Source organism: Inhella sp., assembly GCF_041912635.1.
GTDB lineage: Bacteria > Pseudomonadota > Gammaproteobacteria > Burkholderiales > Burkholderiaceae_C > Inhella.
Genome location: NZ_JAYRMO010000019.1, coordinates 80,859 through 95,858, shown reverse-complemented (window position 1 = coordinate 95,858; position 15,000 = coordinate 80,859). Strand labels below are relative to the sequence as shown.

The following is a 15,000-nucleotide window of genomic DNA, read 5'->3' as shown; positions in this document are numbered from 1 at the left end:
CCCAACAGCTCTCGGGTGTGGCAGTCGATCACCAGGGCCAAGCTGCACCAGCCATCGCGCCCGCACCAGACGCGACAGAGGTCGGTGGCCCAGCGCTCATTGGGCGCCTTGGCCACTGAGGGCATGGCTTGGATTCGGGGACGCTGGCCCACGGGGCGCTTGCGCACCTGCCAGCCCTTGAGCTGGAAGATGCGCTGCACGGTGTTCTTGTTCATACGCAGCAGGTGCGCCACCGTGCGGTAGCCGAAGCTCGGAATGGCTTCGATCAGGGCCTTCACGGGCTCAACGAGCTGCACTAGCGCCCCTTAGGGAAGTCAAGGGGGAATCCGCCGGCCCGGCAGGCCGGCGGAGGAGGACATGGACGGAGCAGGGGGCCATGGCGGCCTGATCACGCGCTGGACCTGAACACGCCATTCCAGGCCTTGAAAAAATGGCACGCCTCGCACCCGGACTTAATTTCCTGGCGGGTAGTAAATTACCCGGGACCCGACAGCTAATGGGTGACACTGGCGCCGTTCGGCGCGTGGTTCAGGTTGTCGCGACATTGCTCGGCGTTGCATCTGCAAAACTCGTCAGGAGAAAAGATCGGAACTGGTCCATAGCAGCATGATTGAGATCCCAGAAACCCCGCTTGACGGCAAGTCCAATGCCTTTTACCAAGGGGTCAGTGGCGGTAAGGCATGCATGCGCGATAGCCTTTGGAATATTTGTCGGGAATGTTGGTGCTCCGGGACTGATGTCTTTCGGAAGGCATCTTAGGCTGTCGACAAATGCCTTTGTGAGTTTCATTAGTTCTGTGCTTTCCAAGGTTTTAATGAATAAATCTTCGAGCATCCCGTTGGACTGGCAATCTGGGCTGATCCATGCAGATACTTTTGGATTGAAACTTTCTGACGCCAATGTGTCTGAGCGAATATTCGGAAGGCCTGCGCTTGCGAGTGCACTTTGCAGGCTGTGTATTCTTGATAAAATATTTTTCTCTGCATCGCAAACAATCACGACATTTGTCACTAGGCTGAAATTTTCGTCTTTTGACAGCAGAAGTAGGCGCTTTGCGATATTGGATCCCCCTTCGCAGTCAATTATTTGAACGTCTGCAATTTTCAGAATATCTAGCGCGCACTCGCAGAGATTTTTCTCGTCCTTGCCTTCCACTAGCAGGATTTTTGAGTGCTTTACGGAGTTGTCATTTTTCATCTGATTTCGACCTCTCCCTCGGAGGCCATAGCAACTTCTTCGCCAGAGTAACGTACGATGCTCAATTTACCCAAATCCGGCTTGCGTTGAACTCTATGGTAAGAAAAAAGTTCTGAACTTGACTGAGTGCGCATGGCATGGCTGGCTGCCTCAATGCATTCTCTGCTGTGGGTAGTGGCAAGGACTTGTGACTCGGATACTTCGGCGGCGCGAGCAATAGCCGTCCACATTGTTGACATTTTTGAATGGTGAATTCCAGTCTCGATTTCGTCAATCAAAATAATGCTCTTGGGGCGCTCAAGAATTGCCATGACCATTCCGGCAATTCGCCTGGAACCATCTCCAAGTAGCGCAAGTGGTATTTTTCCCTTGATTCCTCGAAGAGTTGCCTGCAGCCTTGGACTTCCGGCGCTCACTCCAATTGATATTGATTCGATCCGCTCGTCGATTCCGCGAATTGCCTCAATTACAGGTGCTGTTCTGTCGTCTGCATCTAACTTTGAAAAGAGGTCGGCTTCTTCAGCTTGACTCATGTGACGAGTCATCATTGCACGTGCATATATTATCCCGATGGTTTCGAGATGCTTGTGCTCAAATCCAATTTGTGCGCCATTCACGCGAAAGATTGAATCTTGTATATTCTTGGCGTCAAGGCTTGCTTTGATTGAAAGGGCGTTGGCTCCTATTTTTGTGGAGCCAAATGAAGGTGGTTGAGAAGTTGATGACTTTAACTTTCCTTGGTTTGTGTTGATTACTTGACTGGTTATGCCTTTGGCGAATGAAACAGCTAGAAGCTGCTTTGATGACAACTCCAACTCAATTTTGATGGTGTTGTTGCCGCTGCCACTATTGTTCCTAAAGAATGGTGTCCAAATGGATTCGCCCATTTCAATGGGGCCGAGTGTGCGCCATTCAAGTTGACGGAGAAAGAGGTGTGGATTCAAGCGATCAAGCGCCAAGAAGATTGCTTCAAGAATGCTGCTCTTCCCAACGTTGTTTTTCCCGCCGAATAGGTTTATTTTTGTTAAATTTGGAATTTCAAGGAGATCGAACCCCTTGAAATCGTGAATGACTACTTTACTGATCAACATATTGTGATTTCTTTGTCTGGGTTGGATTGTTTTGTTTGGACCTGACTACTCTTGCCTCACGAGGTGCGGCACTAAATGCAGGTCTTGGGGTCATAGGTCTTTGCGTCAACGTTTTGGGGTCAAGTCTTTCAGCTTGCGCCGATCGCGACCAAGTGCCGACCTGAACAAGCGGAGCAAGGCCTCGCGGCCGGCTCCGCCCGCCTCAATCACTTCCCAAAATTCGTAAACCGCGCCTCCGGTTTGTCATCCGACCGATGCACGGTCGTGACATTGGGCTTCATCGCCCAAGGGCGCACTTGGTGGTGGATGGGGATGAAGAACTGCTCTTCCTTCATGCGCTGCAGCACCGCGTTGATCAGCGCGTTGCGCTTCACCGGTTCCAGTTCGACCTTGATGTCGTCGATCAACTGGTCCATGCGGGGGTCGCTGATCTTGAAGTAGTTGTAGTTGCCATCGGCCCCGCCGGCGCGGCTGCGGGCCAGGCTTTGGAAGCTGTAGAGCGCGTCGTAGGTGGGGATGCCCCAGCCGTACAGAAAGAGTTGGAACTCGAAGTTCTGGATCTTGGGCGAGTAGCTGCTGAAGCTCTCGGTGCCCAGCTTGGCCTTGACGCCCACGCGTGCCCACATGCTGACGATGGCCTGGCAGATTTCCTCGTCGTTCACATAGCGGTTGTTGGGGCAGTTGAACGGAGTCTCGAAGCCGTTCGGGTAGCCGGCCTCGGCCAGCAGCTTCTTGGCGCGCTCGGGGTCGGCCTTGGGCGCTTGGTCCAGCTGCGGGTTGTGGCCGTTCACACCCGGGGCGACCATGGTGGCGGCGGGCAGCGAGAGGCCGCGCATGATGGCGCGCTGGATGCCGTGGCGGTCGATGGCCAGGCTCAGCGCCTCGCGCACGCGGCGGTCCTTCAGGGGGTTGCCCTGCACATTGCTGCCCTTGAGCTGGTCCGAGCCCTGGTCCATGCCCACGAAGATGGTGCGGACCTCGTTGCCCTCGACCACCTTGAACTTGCCATCGCCCTTGATCTTGGCGACGTCCTGGGTGGGCATGTCGGTCATCATGTCCACTTCGCCCGAGAGCAGGGCCGCCACGCGGGTCTGGTCGCTCTTGATGGGGGTGTAGATGACTTCCTTGACGTTGCTGGCGTTCTTGGCGTCCCACCAGTCGGCGTTCTGCGCCATGGTGATGCGCTGCTCGGGCTGCCAGCTGACGATCTTGTACGGCCCGGTGCCCATGGCATTGCGGGTGGCGTAGTTCTCTTCCTTGGCCTTGTAGTTGGGCGGGGCGATGGCCTTGTTCTTCTCGGCCCAGGCCTTGCTGACGATGCGGAAGTCGACGATGGTGCGCGTCAGGATGGGATTGGGCCGCTCGAGGATGAAGTCGACCGTGTGGCTGTCCACCTTCTTCACTTCCTTCACACCGGCCACGAAGGCCTGCAGCGTGGAGGTGGGGGACATGATGCGCTGGAAGCTGAACACCACGTCGTCGGCCGTGAAGGGGGTGCCGTCCTGGAACTTGACACCCTTGCGCAGGCTGAAGCGCACCTGGGTGGGGCTGAGCTGCTTCCACTCGGTGGCCAACGCGCCTTCGATCTTGTAGTCGCGGGTGTAACGCGTCAGGCCCTCATAGGCGTGCTGCAGCAGGGCGCTGGTGGTGCTGTGGTTCTGGCTGTGCGGGTCCAGGGTCAGCACATCGTTCTGGGCGGCCCAGCGCAGGGTGTTGGCGGGGGCGGCGGTGGCGAACAGGGCAGCGGCGGCCAGGGCGCCAAGGGTGCGGGTCAGCATGCGGTTTCCTCCGAAGCGAAGGGCGCATGGTAGTCAGGCCGGGGGCGCTTTCTGCTCGTTCGGGTGCAGGGTCTCCAGCTCCGCATCGCAGCCGCTGCCAGCGGCAATCCAGCGCCGCGCCAGGGCGCGCAGCGGGCCGTCCAGCGCGTGCGCCTGCTTGGTTGGGCGGCCCAGCAGGTGGGCGAGCGGCGCGCGCAGCAGGCCGCAGCGGTAGCGCGCCTGCGTGGGTTCCCATTCCAGCGCCGCACATTCGCCGTGGCGGCGCCGACTGGCCAGGATGCCGAGTGGGCAGGGCTCGGCCAGGCAGCATTGGCCGCAGCCGTTGCAGGGCGCGCCCACGGCCGGCTTCGGCGGCGCGGCGGCTTCGATGCGGATCCAGCGCGTGGGGCCGGGCATGGTTCAGGCGGGCGCGGGCAGCGCCAGCTCCACCCGGCAGCCCCGGCCGGGTTGGCTGTGCAGCTCGATGCGCCCGCCCAGGCGCTGCTCCACGATGGCGCGGCTGACGAACAGGCCCAGGCCGCTGCGCCCCTGGCCGAAGCGGCTGGTGGCATAGGGCTCGAACAGCTGGGGCAGCAGCTCGGCCGGCACGCCGGGGCCCTGATCCTGCACGCTCAAGCGCAGCCAGCCCGGGCGCTCAAACTGCGCGTCCACCGCCACCGTGCCGGGCTGGCCCTGCGGGTAGGCGTGGCGTGCGGTGTTCTGCAGCAGTTGCTGCAGCACCTCCAGCAGGGCCTCGCCGTCCAAGCGTGCGCGCTCGGGCACGGCCAGTTGCAGGCGGATGGTGTCGGGCAGGCTGCGCTGCGCGGCGGCCCGCACCAGCGCGGGCAGGTCCACGGGCTCGCCGGCCTCCTGGCGGGTGAGGGTGGGCAGGTCGCGAAAGCCGCCGAGCAGTTCGGAGGCGCGGGTGAGGCTGGTGACGACGAGGCGGCTGCCTTCGTGCAGGGTTTGCAGCTGGCGTTCCAGCTCGCTGCGGCGCAGCTGCCCGCCTTGCAGGGCGCGTGGCAGCTCGGCGGCCAGCTGCTCCAGCGCGCTGGCGGTGGTCAGGGCATTGCCTACCGGCGTGTTGATCTCGTGCGCCATGCCGGCCAGCATGCGGCCCAGGGCGGCGTGCTTGGCGGCATCCAGCAGCTGGCGCTGCGTGGCGCTGAGATCGTCCAGCGCGCGCTGCAGGCGGCGGTTGGTGCGGGCCAGCTCGGTGGCATGGGCCTCGCTTTGCGCGCGGCGCTGGCGTTCGTGCGCCAGCTCCAGCGCCTGGCGGGCGGCACGCAGGTCGCCTTCGCCATGCGCGCGCTGCGCCGCCAGGGCCACGCGGTGGCTCTCGGCCAGGCTGTCCAGGGCTTCCTGCGCCTGGCCGGCCTGGGCCTGCCAGCGCGCCAGGCGCTCCAGGAAGAAGACTTGGTCGACCGGCTGCAGCTGCTCGCGCACGCTGGCCAGCCAGTCCTTGGCCAGGGCAATGGCGGCCTCATGCGCGCCTTCGGCGAACAGCAGGCTGCTGTTGGCCAGTTGCAGGCCGGCGCGCACGGGGGCCTGCGGCGGCGCCTGGCGGGCCAGGTGCTCGGCCTCGCGCAGATAGGCCCTGGCCTCGTCCAGGCGCTGCGCGCTCAGCGCGATCTCGATCTGCTCGCAGGTGAGGTTGCAGGCCTCGGCCCAGCGGCATTGCGCCAGCAGCACCTGCTTGCCTTCGTGGATGACGGCCAGGCGCTCGGCCGGGCTGGCCAGGTTGCGCAGCGCCACGATGAGGGCGGCGTACACATGGGCCCAGGGGCCATCGTTGCCGCTGCGCTGCAGCAGAGCCAGGGCCTCGCGCAGGTGCTCGGCGGCGCGCACGCCATCGCCCTGGCGGGCGGCAAAGTGCCCCAGCGCCATGTGCGCGTAGCCCCAGGCCAGCACCTCCTCGCCCAGCTGCGCCAGCTGCAGCGCGCGCTCGATCTCGGGCAGCGCTTCATCGAGCCGGCCTTGCGCCACCAGGGCGCGCGCGTGCAGGGCCTGCAGCAGGGCCTGGCGCTGCGGCGCGGCACCGCGCAGGTTCCAGTTCACCAGCTGCGCCAGCGCGGCCCAGCCCTGGCTGTAGCGGCGCGTTTCCAGGCAGAGCTCGATGAACAACAGCCCCAGCTCGACGCCGAACTCGCTCTCGCGGTCGGCCTCCAGCAGGGGCTGCAACTGCGCCTGCACCGGCGCCAGCAGGGTGTGGGCGCGGTCGGGCTGCTCGGTGTAGTGCGCCCGCAGCGCGGCCAGCTCGGCGAGCGTGCTGGGCGGCGGCGGGTTGGGCATGGCCCGAGGTTAGCTTTTCACACCCAGTTCGCGCAGGCGTTCTTCGAGATAGCTGCCGGCGGTGTAGCGGTCGCTCAGCACCACGTCGTTGCGCGGGTGCAGGAACAGCGGCAGGGAGACGCGGCTGCGCTTGGCGCCCTCGCCGGTGGGGTTCAGCACCTGGTGCAGGGTGCTGGGGTAGTAGCCCTGGCTGGCTTCCTGCAGCATGTCGCCGATATTGATGGCCAGGGTGCCGAAGTCGCAGGGCACGTCGCGCCACAGGCCATCGGTGCCCTTGATCTGCAGGCCCGGCTCGTTGGCGGCCGGCAGGATGGTGAGCAGATTGATGTCGCCATGCGCCGCGGCGCGCACCGCACCGGGCGGCTCGTTGCCGGTCAGCGGCGGGTAGCGCAGCACGCGCAGCAGGGTGTGGTCGCTGCCCTTGATCATGTTGGAGAGCGGCTCGCGGTAGCTCTTGGCGATCTCCGGCGGCGTGTAGCGCTCCACCCAGCCCAGCAGCTCCTCGGCCAGAGCGTTGGCACGCGCGTAGTAGTCCAGCGCGTCATCCTTCAGCTGCGGCGGGATGCGGCCCCAGGGATAGATGTGGAAGTACTCCTTGATGTCCTTCTGCGTGAAGCCCTTGGCCGTCTCGGAGATGGCGGTGCTGAAGTAGCCGTCCTGCTTTTCCTTGCTGAAGGCGTACTCGTGCTTGGCGTCGGAGTCGAAGAACGCCAGCCAGGTCTTGTAGATGCGCTCGACCAGGTCCTGCGGGATGGGGTGGTTCTTCAGCACGCCGAAGCCGGTTTCATGCAGGCTGCGCGTGAAGCGCTCGGCGGCATCGGGGGCGCGGTAATCAACAACTTGCACTTCCATCGCCAGGCTCCTGTAGTTTTACCAGTTGGTCGAATTTCGCCAGTCTAGGCCATTGCCGGCCGTCAGCTTCCTGGAAGGGACCCGGTGCTACAGTCGGCGCCCCGCTCAGTCCGTATGTAACTGAGCGGAATGGATTTCTGAGTTTGCCCACTTGTAGCCCTTCCCGTCCCCCATTACGGGTCGCAATCCGCTAACCGGTCTGGCCGTGTCGCGGAAGGTTCGATAACCAGCCAATTGCTTTGGAAACCGAAGCGTGAGGTCAGCGAAATGATGCAGCAATACAGGTCGAACTCGTACCTCTTCGGGGGCAATGCGCCCTATGTCGAAGAGATGTACGAGGCCTACCTCGACAACCCCGGTTCGGTGCCGGACAACTGGCGCGCCTACTTTGACGCGCTACAACATGTGCCCGCCACCAATGGCACCGACGCCCGCGACGTGGCGCATGCCCCGGTGGTCGAGAGCTTCGCCCAGCGCGCCAAGGCCAACGCCTTCGCCAGCAAGGCCAGCAGTGCCGATCTGGCCGTGGCCCGCAAGCAGGTGCATGTGCAGAGCCTGATCGCGGCCTATCGCTTCCTGGGCAACCGCTGGGCCGATCTGGACCCGCTCAAGCGCGCCGAGCGCCCCAAGATCCCCGAACTCGAACCGGCGTTCTACGACCTGTCCGAGTCCGACATGGACATCAATTTCTCCGCCACCAACACCTATTTCGGTGGCGAGACCATGACCCTGCGCGCCATCCACCAGGCGCTGCGCGAGAGCTACTGCGGCAGCATCGGCGCCGAGTTCATGCACTGCACGGACCCGGGCGAGAAGCGCTGGTGGCAGGAGCGTCTTGAGAAGCAGCTCGGTCGCCCGAATTTCACGGCCGAGAAGAAGAAGGCCATCCTGGAGCGCCTGACGGCGGCCGAGGGCCTGGAGCGCTACCTGCACACCAAGTACGTCGGCCAGAAGCGCTTCAGCCTGGAAGGCGGTGAGAGCTTCATCGCCGCGATGGACGAGCTGATCCGCCGCGCCGGCGAGAACGGCGTGCAGGAAATCGTCATCGGCATGGCCCACCGCGGCCGCCTGAACGTGCTGGTGAACACCCTGGGCAAGATGCCCGCCGAGCTGTTCGCCGAGTTCGAGCACAAGACCCACTCCGACCTGCCGGCCGGCGACGTGAAGTACCACCAGGGCTTCAGCTCCGACGTCAGCACCCCTGGCGGCCCGGTGCACCTGAGCCTGGCCTTCAACCCCTCGCACCTGGAAATCGTCAACCCGGTGGTGGAGGGCAGCGTGCGCGCCCGCCAGGACCGCCGCGGCGATACCGAGGGCCGCCAGGTGCTGCCCGTGCTGGTGCACGGCGACGCCGCCTTCGGCGGCCAGGGCGTGGTGCAGGAAACCCTGTGCATGGCGCAGACGCGCGGCTACCGCACCGGCGGCACCGTGCACCTGGTCATCAACAACCAGATCGGCTTCACCACCAGCGACCCGCGCGACCTGCGCTCCACCACCTACTGCTCCGACGTCGTCAAGATGATCGAAGCGCCGGTGCTGCACGTGAACGGCGATGACCCCGAGGCCGTCGTGTGGGCCATGCAGCTGTGCATGGACTACCGCGCCCAGTTCCGCAAGGACGTGGTGCTGGACATCGTCTGCTTCCGCAAGCTGGGCCACAACGAGCAGGACACGCCGGCCCTGACCCAGCCGCTGATGTACAAGAAGATCGCCCAGCACCCGGGCACGCGCAAGGTCTACGCCGACAAGCTGGTGGCCCAGGGCGTGCTGCCCGAGCAGGGCCCGGACGACATGGTCAAGGCCTACCGCCAGGCCATGGACGAAGGCCGCCACACCGTGGACCCGGTGCTGACCAACTTCAAGAGCAAGTACGCGACCGACTGGTCGCCCTTCCTCGGCAAGAAGTGGACCGACAGCTGCGACACGGCCATCCCCAGCGCCGAGTGGAAGCGCCTGGCCGAGAAGCTGACGACGCTGCCCAAGGACTTCGCCGCCCACCCGCTCGCCGCCAAGGTCTACGCCGACCGCGCCGCCATGGGCAAAGGCGAGACGAACGTGGACTGGGGCATGGGCGAGGCCATGGCCTTCGCCTCGCTGGTGGCCTCCGGCTATCCGGTGCGCCTGTCCGGTGAGGACTGCGGCCGCGGCACCTTCACGCACCGCCACGCCGTGCTGCACGACCAGCAGCGCACCAACTGGGACGAAGGCACCTACATCCCGCTGCAGAACGTGGCGGAGGGCCAGGCTCCCTTCACGGTCATCGACTCCATTCTCAGCGAGGAAGCGGTGCTGGGCTTCGAGTACGGCTACGCCGCTGCCGAACCGAACACGCTGACGATCTGGGAAGCGCAGTTCGGCGACTTCGTGAACGGTGCCCAGGTGGTGATCGACCAGTTCATCGCCAGCGGCGAGGTGAAGTGGGGCCGCGCCAACGGCCTGACCATGATGCTGCCGCACGGCTACGAGGGCCAAGGCCCCGAGCACAGCTCGGCGCGCCTGGAGCGCTTCATGCAGCTGGCCGCGGACAACAACATGCAGATCGTGCAGCCCACCACGGCCTCGCAGATCTTCCATGTGCTGCGCCGCCAGATGCTGCGCATGTTCCGCAAGCCCCTGGTCATCATGACCCCCAAGAGCCTGCTGCGCGCCAAGGATGCGACCTCGCCGCTGCAGGAGTTCACCAAGGGCGAGTTCAAGACCGTCATCGGCGAGACCGATGCCGCCATCAAGGGCGACAAGGTCAAGCGCGTGCTGGTCTGCTCGGGCAAGGTGGTCTACGACCTGCAGAAGAAGCGCGAGGAGAAGAAGGCCGACGACGTGGCCATCATCCGCGTCGAGCAGCTCTACCCCTTCCCGCACAAGGCCTTCGCCGCCGAGCTGAAGAAGTATCCGAACGCCACCGAACTGGTGTGGTGCCAGGACGAACCGCAGAACCAGGGCGCCTGGTTCTTCGTGCAGCACTACGTGCACGAAAACATGGCCGATGGCCAGAAGCTGGGCTACGCCGGCCGCCCGGCCTCGGCCTCGCCGGCCTGTGGCTACGCCGGTCTGCACCAGGAGCAGCAGAAGGCCCTGCTGGATCAGGCCTTCGCCAAGCTCAAGGGCTTCGTCCTCACCAAATAAGCAAGCAAAGAAGAACACACCATGGCAATCGTTGACGTCAAGGTTCCGCAGCTGTCCGAATCCGTGGCCGAGGCCACCCTGCTGCAATGGAAGAAGCAACCCGGTGAGGCCGTTGCGCTGGACGAAATCCTGATCGAGATCGAGACCGACAAGGTCGTGCTCGAGGTGCCGGCGCCCGCCGCCGGCGTGCTCGCGGCCCATGTGGTGGCCGGTGGCGGCACCGTGGCCAGCGACCAGGTCATCGCCCAAATCGACACCGAAGGCAAGGCCGGTGCCGTGGCCGCCGCCGCGCCGGCTGCGGCCGCGCCCGCCGCCGCTGCAGCAGCAGTCCCGGCAGCCGACAAGAGCGGCGTGGCCATGCCCGCCGCGGCCAAGATGATGGCTGACAACCACCTGCCCGCCGGCTCAGTGCCGGGCACGGGCAAGGACGGTCGCATCACCAAGGGCGATGTCATCGGCGCGCTCGAGAAGCCCGTCGCCCCCGCCGCCGTCGCCGCACCGGTGGCGGTTGCTGCCGCGCCCGCCGTCGCCAAGCCCCTGCCGGCCGTGGCCGCCCCGGTCGCGCCCAATCTGGGCGATCGCCCGGAGCAGCGCGTGCCGATGAGCCGCCTGCGCGCCCGTGTCGCCGAGCGCCTGCTGCAGTCGCAAGCCACCAACGCCATCCTGACCACCTTCAACGAGGTCAACATGGCCCCGCTGATGGAGATGCGCAAGAAGTTCCAGGAGAAGTTCGAGAAGGAGCACGGCGTCAAGCTCGGCTTCATGAGCTTCTTCGTCAAGGCCGCGGTGGCCGCGCTGAAGAAGTACCCGGTGCTGAACGCCAGCGTGGACGGCAATGACATCGTCTACCACGGCTACTTCGACATCGGCATTGCGGTGGGCTCGCCGCGCGGCCTGGTGGTGCCCATCATCCGCAACGCCGACCAGATGAGCTTTGCCGAGATCGAGAAGACCATCGCCGGCTTCGGTCAGAAGGCCAAGGACGGCAAGCTCAGCATCGAAGAGCTGACCGGCGGCACCTTCTCGATCAGCAACGGCGGCACCTTCGGCTCGATGCTGTCCACGCCCATCATCAACCCGCCGCAGTCGGCCATCTTGGGCGTGCACGCCACCAAGGACCGCGCCGTGGTGGAGAACGGCCAGATCGTGATCCGTCCGATCAACTACCTGGCGATGAGCTACGACCACCGCATCATCGACGGCCGCGAGGCCGTGCTGGGCCTGGTGACGATGAAGGAAGCGCTGGAAGACCCGGCCCGCCTGCTGTTCGACATCTAAGTCCAACCCCCTGGAACCGCCATGGCCCTTGCAGATGAAATTGACCGCCTGCATGAACTTCATCAGCAGGGAGCGCTGACCGACGACGAGTTCGCTCGTGCCAAGGCTCGGCTGATCGATGGAATCGGCGCGGCGGCGGCGTCGGCGGGCAACAGCCCGCTCGACGAGGTGTCCAAGCTGCGCCGCAGCAAGAGCGACCGGATGCTCGGCGGCGTGTGCGGTGGCATCGCCAAGCTCAGCGGCGTCGAAACCTGGATCTGGCGCCTGATCCTGGTGGGTCTGGTGCTGTGCTTCGGCAGCGGCGTGCTGCTTTACCTATTGCTGTGGATCTTCGTCCCCGAAGAGTCCTGAAAGTCTTTCCATGAGTACCAAGAACTTCGACGTCGTCGTCATCGGCGGCGGCCCGGGCGGCTACATCGCCGCCATCCGCGCGGCCCAGCTCGGCATGAACGTCGCCTGCATCGACGAGTGGAAGAACGCCAAGGGCGGCCCCGCGCCCGGCGGCACCTGCACCAATGTCGGCTGCATTCCCTCCAAGGCCCTGCTGCAGAGCAGCGAGCACTACGAGCACCTGAACCACCACTTTGCCGAGCACGGCATCACGGCCGACAACGTCCAGATCGACGTGGCCAAGATGCTGGCCCGCAAGGACCTGGTGGTGAAGCAGAACAACGACGGCATCCTCTACTTGTTCAAGAAGAACAAGGTGACCTTCTTCCACGGCCGCGGCAGCTTTGTCGGCGCGAAGGAAGGCGGCTACGAGATCAAGGCCGGCGAGGAAGTGATCCAGGCCAAGCAGGTCATCGTGGCCACGGGCTCGAACGCGCGCGCCTTGCCGGGCGCGCCCTTCGATGAGGAGTTCATCCTCTCCAACGACGGCGCGCTGCGCATCCAGGGCACGCCGAAGAAGCTGGGCGTCATCGGCGCCGGCGTCATCGGCCTGGAGATGGGTTCGGTGTGGCGCCGCCTGGGCGCCGAAGTGACCGTGCTGGAAGGCCTGCCGGTCTTCCTGGGCGCGGTGGACGAGGGCGTGGCCAAGGAGGCCGCCAAGGTCTTCAAGAAGCAGGGCCTGGACATCCAGCTCGGCGTCAAGATCAGCGAGGTCAAGACCGGCAAGGGCGGCGTGACCGTGAGCTACGCCGATGCCAAGGGCGAGGCCAAGACGCTGGAAGTGGACAAGCTGATCGTCTCGATCGGCCGCGTGCCCAACACCATCGGCCTCAACCCCGAGGCCGTGGGCCTGAAGCTCGACGAGCGCGGCGCCATCGTGGTGGATGCCGACTGCCGCACCAACCTGCCCGGCGTCTGGGCGGTGGGTGATGTGGTGCGTGGCCCGATGCTGGCGCACAAGGCCGAGGAAGAGGGCGTGGCGGTGGCCGAGCGCATCGCCGGCCAGCATGGCCATGTCGACTTCGACATCATTCCCTGGGTCATCTACACCAGCCCCGAGATCGCCTGGGTCGGCAAGACCGAGCAGCAGTTGAAGGCCGAAGGGCGCGCCTACAAGGCCGGCCAGTTCCCCTTCATGGCCAATGGCCGCGCACGCGCGCTGGGCGACACCACCGGTTTCGTGAAGATGCTGGCGGACGCCAAGACCGACGAGATCCTGGGCGTGCACATCATTGGCCCCTTCGCCAGCGAACTGGTGGCCGAGTGCGTGGTGGCGATGGCCTTCAAGGCCAGCAGCGAGGACATCGCGCGCATCTGCCATGCGCACCCCTCCTTGAGCGAAAGCACCAAGGAAGCCGCGCTGGCGGTGGACAAGCGCACGCTCAACTTCTAAGCACGACGTGTCCACGAGCTCGGCCTACCAGGCCGAACTGGCTTCGCGCGGCTTCAAGGCCGACGCCGCGCAGCTGCAGGGCCTGGCGGCCCTGCAGCGCTGCGAGGACGACTGGATCGCCTACAAGGCGCGGCGCGGCAATGCGGTGACCAAGCTGTTGGTCAAGCCACCGATCCCGCGCGGCGTGTACTTGTACGGTGGGGTGGGGCGTGGCAAGAGCTTCCTGATGGATGCCTTCTTCCACGCCGTGCCGCTGCAGCGCAAGGCGCGGCTGCACTTCCACGAGTTCATGCGCGAGGTGCACCGCGAGTTGCACGAGCTCAAGGGCATTGCCGATCCGATCGACGAGCTGTGCCGGCGCATGGCGCGGCGCTACCGCCTGATCTGCTTTGACGAGTTCCACGTCGCCGACGTGACCGACGCGATGATCCTGCTGCGCCTGCTGGAAGGCATGGCCAAGCACCGCATCGGCATGGTGACGACGAGCAACTTCCACCCCGACGGCCTGTACCCGAACGGCCTGCACCGCGACCGCATCCTGCCCGCCATCGCCCTGCTCAAGCAGGGCATGGAGATCGTCAATGTGGATGCCGGCGTCGATTACCGGCGCCGCACCCTGACCGACGCCAAGGTCTACCACTGCCCGCTGGGCCCGCGGGCCGAGACGGCGCTGGACGTGCTGTTCGGCGAACTGGCCGAGGTGGCCGATGAAGACCCGGTGCTCCACATCGAGCACCGCACCCTGCGCGCCCGGCGCCGCGCCGGCGGCGTGGTCTGGTTCGATTTCGCCACCCTGTGCGGCGGCCCGCGCTCGCAGAACGACTACCTGGAGCTGGCCACGCAGTTCCACACCATCTTCCTGTCCGAGGTGCCGGAAATGCCGGTGCGCCTGGCCAGCGAGGCGCGCCGCTTCACCTGGCTGGTGGACGTGCTGTACGACCGCAAGGTCAAGCTGGTGATCTCTGCCGCGGTGGAGCCGGAGCAGCTCTACACCGAAGGCCCGTTGGCGCATGAGTTCCCGCGCACGGTGAGCCGGCTGCGCGAGATGCAGTCGGCCGAGTACCTGGCGCAGGCGCGCCGCGAGGTGGACACCGGGCTGACGTGATTCGTCCGTCGCGCCTGCAACTGATCCGGCTCCAAGGCAGTTCATGCCCGCAAAAGGGTCATTCGTCACCCCCGCCTTGTGGCACCCCCCCTGACGCGCAGACACTCCCGGCCATTCCAAACAGGGTTCAACCGACCCGCAGAAGATCTAGGGAAAACCATGAGTTCCGCACGTCCCCTGCTGTTTGCCGTCCTGGCCGCCGCCCTGTGGGCGCCGGCGCCTGCCGCCCAGGCCAGTGAGCTGGTCAAGCTGGCCAAGCTGATCGTGACCGGCAAGCGCAGCCCGACGGTGCCGCTGGAGACCAAGCCTCTGCCGGCCACGAGCCCGGTGGTGCCAGTGCAATCGCGCAGCGAGGCCGCTGGTCCCGCTCCTGCGCCGGTGAACGAGCGCAACGGCCAATTCGAACCCCAGGAAGGGCAGGACGGCAGTGCCCCGGCGCAGCGCCTGGAACTGCCGCGCCCTGAGCGCGGGGCCGGCGACCGCGTCGGAGCCCACCCCAACCGTCCGCAGGTCGGCTGAAGC

12 protein-coding genes and 1 pseudogene are annotated in these 15,000 nt (G+C 65.0%); 6 read left to right on the top strand and 7 right to left on the bottom strand.

Features of this window, described 5'->3' with window-relative positions; translation table 11 throughout:
* From ACE3QP_RS12800 to ACE3QP_RS12770, 7 genes and pseudogenes are all read right to left on the bottom strand, one after another.
* Positions 1-296, bottom strand: a pseudogene (locus tag ACE3QP_RS12800) (IS3 family transposase); the annotation flags it as partial.
* A gap of 232 nt (positions 297-528) precedes the next feature.
* Positions 529-1,197, bottom strand: coding sequence for a DUF3226 domain-containing protein (locus tag ACE3QP_RS12795; RefSeq protein WP_374436580.1), 669 nt, complete (start codon positions 1,195-1,197; stop codon positions 529-531).
* Positions 1,194-2,288 carry an ATP/GTP-binding protein gene (locus ACE3QP_RS12790; RefSeq protein WP_374436578.1) on the bottom strand — a complete coding sequence of 365 codons (1,095 nt, stop codon included), beginning with the start codon at positions 2,286-2,288 and terminating at the stop codon, positions 1,194-1,196. Before ACE3QP_RS12790 ends, ACE3QP_RS12795 begins: the two co-directional genes overlap by 4 nt.
* Before the next feature lie 206 nt (positions 2,289-2,494).
* A complete protein-coding gene (locus ACE3QP_RS12785) occupies positions 2,495-4,066 on the bottom strand; it encodes an ABC transporter substrate-binding protein (protein WP_374436576.1) in 1,572 nt (523 codons plus the stop codon).
* Between the two features lie 33 nt (positions 4,067-4,099).
* Entirely contained in the window at positions 4,100-4,462 is a 363-nt protein-coding gene (locus ACE3QP_RS12780) for a hypothetical protein (RefSeq protein WP_374436574.1), read from the bottom strand.
* 3 nt (positions 4,463-4,465) lie between these two features.
* Positions 4,466-6,337 (bottom strand): ATP-binding protein, encoded by a 1,872-nt coding sequence (locus ACE3QP_RS12775; RefSeq protein ID WP_374436572.1) that lies wholly within the window; start codon positions 6,335-6,337, stop codon positions 4,466-4,468.
* A 9-nt stretch (positions 6,338-6,346) separates the two neighbouring features.
* The gene (locus ACE3QP_RS12770) at positions 6,347-7,189 is read right to left on the bottom strand and encodes a 2OG-Fe(II) oxygenase family protein (protein ID WP_374436570.1); all 843 of its coding nucleotides are present in this window, start codon (positions 7,187-7,189) and stop codon (positions 6,347-6,349) included.
* 267 nt (positions 7,190-7,456) lie between these two features.
* Here ACE3QP_RS12770 and ACE3QP_RS12765 point away from each other — a divergent pair, with 267 nt between their 5' ends.
* From ACE3QP_RS12765 to ACE3QP_RS12740, 6 genes are all read left to right on the top strand, one after another.
* The gene (locus ACE3QP_RS12765) at positions 7,457-10,312 is read left to right on the top strand and encodes a 2-oxoglutarate dehydrogenase E1 component (RefSeq protein ID WP_374436568.1); all 2,856 of its coding nucleotides are present in this window, start codon (positions 7,457-7,459) and stop codon (positions 10,310-10,312) included.
* Positions 10,313-10,333: 21 nt separating this feature from the next.
* Complete coding sequence (gene odhB, locus ACE3QP_RS12760; protein ID WP_374436566.1) at positions 10,334-11,590, top strand: 2-oxoglutarate dehydrogenase complex dihydrolipoyllysine-residue succinyltransferase; 1,257 nt, start codon at positions 10,334-10,336, stop codon at positions 11,588-11,590.
* Between the two features lie 21 nt (positions 11,591-11,611).
* A complete protein-coding gene (locus ACE3QP_RS12755) occupies positions 11,612-11,941 on the top strand; it encodes a PspC domain-containing protein (protein WP_374436564.1) in 330 nt (109 codons plus the stop codon).
* A gap of 10 nt (positions 11,942-11,951) precedes the next feature.
* Entirely contained in the window at positions 11,952-13,373 is a 1,422-nt protein-coding gene (gene lpdA, locus ACE3QP_RS12750; protein WP_374436562.1) for a dihydrolipoyl dehydrogenase, read from the top strand.
* A gap of 7 nt (positions 13,374-13,380) precedes the next feature.
* Positions 13,381-14,478 carry a cell division protein ZapE gene (gene zapE / locus ACE3QP_RS12745; RefSeq protein ID WP_374436560.1) on the top strand — a complete coding sequence of 366 codons (1,098 nt, stop codon included), beginning with the start codon at positions 13,381-13,383 and terminating at the stop codon, positions 14,476-14,478.
* 159 nt (positions 14,479-14,637) lie between these two features.
* Complete coding sequence (locus tag ACE3QP_RS12740) at positions 14,638-14,997, top strand: hypothetical protein (protein WP_374436558.1); 360 nt, start codon at positions 14,638-14,640, stop codon at positions 14,995-14,997.
* The last annotated feature ends 3 nt before the right edge of the window (positions 14,998-15,000 follow it).

What these genes read in the sequence shown, in the direction of transcription:
- ACE3QP_RS12765 (WP_374436568.1), top strand. Translation starts at nt 7,457, where the DNA reads ATGATGCAGCAATACAGGTCGAACTCGTACCTCTTCGGGGGCAATGCG.
- ACE3QP_RS12790 (WP_374436578.1), bottom strand. Translation starts at nt 2,288, where the DNA reads ATGTTGATCAGTAAAGTAGTCATTCACGATTTCAAGGGGTTCGATCTC.
- ACE3QP_RS12785 (WP_374436576.1), bottom strand. Translation starts at nt 4,066, where the DNA reads ATGCTGACCCGCACCCTTGGCGCCCTGGCCGCCGCTGCCCTGTTCGCC.
- ACE3QP_RS12770 (WP_374436570.1), bottom strand. Translation starts at nt 7,189, where the DNA reads ATGGAAGTGCAAGTTGTTGATTACCGCGCCCCCGATGCCGCCGAGCGC.
- ACE3QP_RS12740 (WP_374436558.1), top strand. Translation starts at nt 14,638, where the DNA reads ATGAGTTCCGCACGTCCCCTGCTGTTTGCCGTCCTGGCCGCCGCCCTG.
- ACE3QP_RS12780 (WP_374436574.1), bottom strand. Translation starts at nt 4,462, where the DNA reads ATGCCCGGCCCCACGCGCTGGATCCGCATCGAAGCCGCCGCGCCGCCG.
- ACE3QP_RS12795 (WP_374436580.1), bottom strand. Translation starts at nt 1,197, where the DNA reads ATGAAAAATGACAACTCCGTAAAGCACTCAAAAATCCTGCTAGTGGAA.
- ACE3QP_RS12755 (WP_374436564.1), top strand. Translation starts at nt 11,612, where the DNA reads ATGGCCCTTGCAGATGAAATTGACCGCCTGCATGAACTTCATCAGCAG.
- lpdA (WP_374436562.1), top strand. Translation starts at nt 11,952, where the DNA reads ATGAGTACCAAGAACTTCGACGTCGTCGTCATCGGCGGCGGCCCGGGC.
- ACE3QP_RS12775 (WP_374436572.1), bottom strand. Translation starts at nt 6,337, where the DNA reads ATGCCCAACCCGCCGCCGCCCAGCACGCTCGCCGAGCTGGCCGCGCTG.
- odhB (WP_374436566.1), top strand. Translation starts at nt 10,334, where the DNA reads ATGGCAATCGTTGACGTCAAGGTTCCGCAGCTGTCCGAATCCGTGGCC.